Annotated in this window: 3 protein-coding genes; all 3 read right to left on the reverse strand. The window is 65.6% G+C overall.

From position 1 onward, the window contains the following. Positions 1 to 155, reverse strand: a 155-nt coding sequence (locus tag IP92_RS29795; protein WP_443094150.1) for a flagellin N-terminal helical domain-containing protein, incomplete at its 3' end; no start/stop codon positions are given. A 168-nt stretch (positions 156 to 323) separates the two neighbouring features. Further along, positions 324 to 1,271: a hypothetical protein gene (locus IP92_RS29800; protein ID WP_145882364.1), complete on the reverse strand. Its 948-nt coding sequence runs from the start codon at positions 1,269 to 1,271 to the stop codon at positions 324 to 326. A gap of 113 nt (positions 1,272 to 1,384) precedes the next feature. Then, positions 1,385 to 1,507: flagellin (locus IP92_RS29805; protein ID WP_260072029.1), on the reverse strand; the 123-nt coding region annotated here is incomplete at its 5' end.

The raw sequence follows: 1,507 nt of genomic DNA on the forward strand, positions 1-1,507 counted from the left end.
CGGGTAGCGATCTGCAGGCCAGCTGCGTCGTCCATTGCGGAGTTGATGCGGTAACCGGTCGACAGACGGGTCATCGAGGTCGACAGGCTCGATTGCGTACGCGAGATCGAGTTCTGTGCGGACAGGGCGGCGTTGTTGGTGTGAAGGCTCAGCATGATGGTTACTCCAGTGATCGGTTCAGTTCAGAGCAGCTTTTCTGCCCTCTCATGAGTACAAGACGACCGATCCGGCACCGGCATTAAATTCTGAGCGGCAATTTTTTAGAAAAATCGCGAAAAAAGTTCGGGCCGCCTGGTGACGGCTGTCAGTGCGACAACGCAAACTCAGTTTTGTGGTTCAAAGAACAATTCGTCGGCCGGCAGCGGTTGCGACAGCAGCACGGCCACTTCGGCCATCGTCTTGAACATGGCCGGCGTCAGGAACGCGACCTGGGAAGCAGTGGGTTGCTGCGTGCCCGGCGCGGCCAGTTCGCGCATCAGCCGCACGCGCGCGAAGCGCACGCCGCAACCGGTGGCGATGGCGCCGATCCGCGGCAGCAGCTTGCGGATATGGCGCATCGCGCCTTCCTGTGCGGCGGCGATTTCCAGCATGACGCCGTCGTCGCCCGGTTCCATCTGCAGCACGATCTTGCCCAGGTCGGGCACGTGCACCTCGAGGCGCAACGCGGCACGGGCACGGCGGCGGCGCGGTGCGGCGCCGTCTTCTTCATCGGGGTCGAGCGCGACCACGCGCAGCACCAGCTTTTCGGCACCCCACGCGTAGACGGCGAAGCGCCACGCATCGAGCTCGGACACCAGTTGCGGCGGCACGCGGCCGTCGCGCAGCATGGCCGGCGCCTGGTCGGACAGGAACAGGCTGGCCGGCACGTGCCGGCCTTCGGTTTGCTGCATCAGCGCGGCGCGCTGCTCGGCATAGGTGCGCACCATCGCCATCCACGAGGCGGCCATCACCGACGTATCCGGCGGATGCGTGACGAGCTGGCGCGACATGAACAGCTGGTTCGGCTGCATCGACAGCGTATCGCCCAGCAGCGCTTCGGCCGCCACCTTGCCGGTCAGCGCGGCCGGCACCGTGGCGGCCAGCTTGCCGTCCATCGCGTCGATCAACGCGCCGACGGCGGCGGGGACGCCGGCGTTCAGCGCGAAGTGCGGCCCGTCCTCGGGTGGTTGCGGCACGGGAGGGACGACGTGGGCCTGGCCGGGCTGCTCGCGGGCGGTCCGGTCCGGAATGTTCAGCGCCGCGCTCGACGGCGTCACTCGGTCTATTGCCATTGCGCCAGCTTACCATGCAGGTATAAAAAAAAGCCAACCGGAAGTCGGTTGGCCCTTCGGCCTGGGTGGCCGTGATTGGTCCCGGCCGCTCACGGCCGGGAGAATACTTCAGATTACTGCAGCAGGGACAGGACCAGCGAGGACTGGCTGTTGGACTGCTTCAGCATCGCGGTGCCGGCTTGCAGCAGCATCTGGTTCGACGTCATCGAAGCCGATTCCGAAGCGAAGTCGACGTC

Origin of the sequence: Pseudoduganella flava (assembly GCF_007830495.1) — a bacterium.
Lineage (GTDB): Bacteria > Pseudomonadota > Gammaproteobacteria > Burkholderiales > Burkholderiaceae_D > Rugamonas > Rugamonas flava.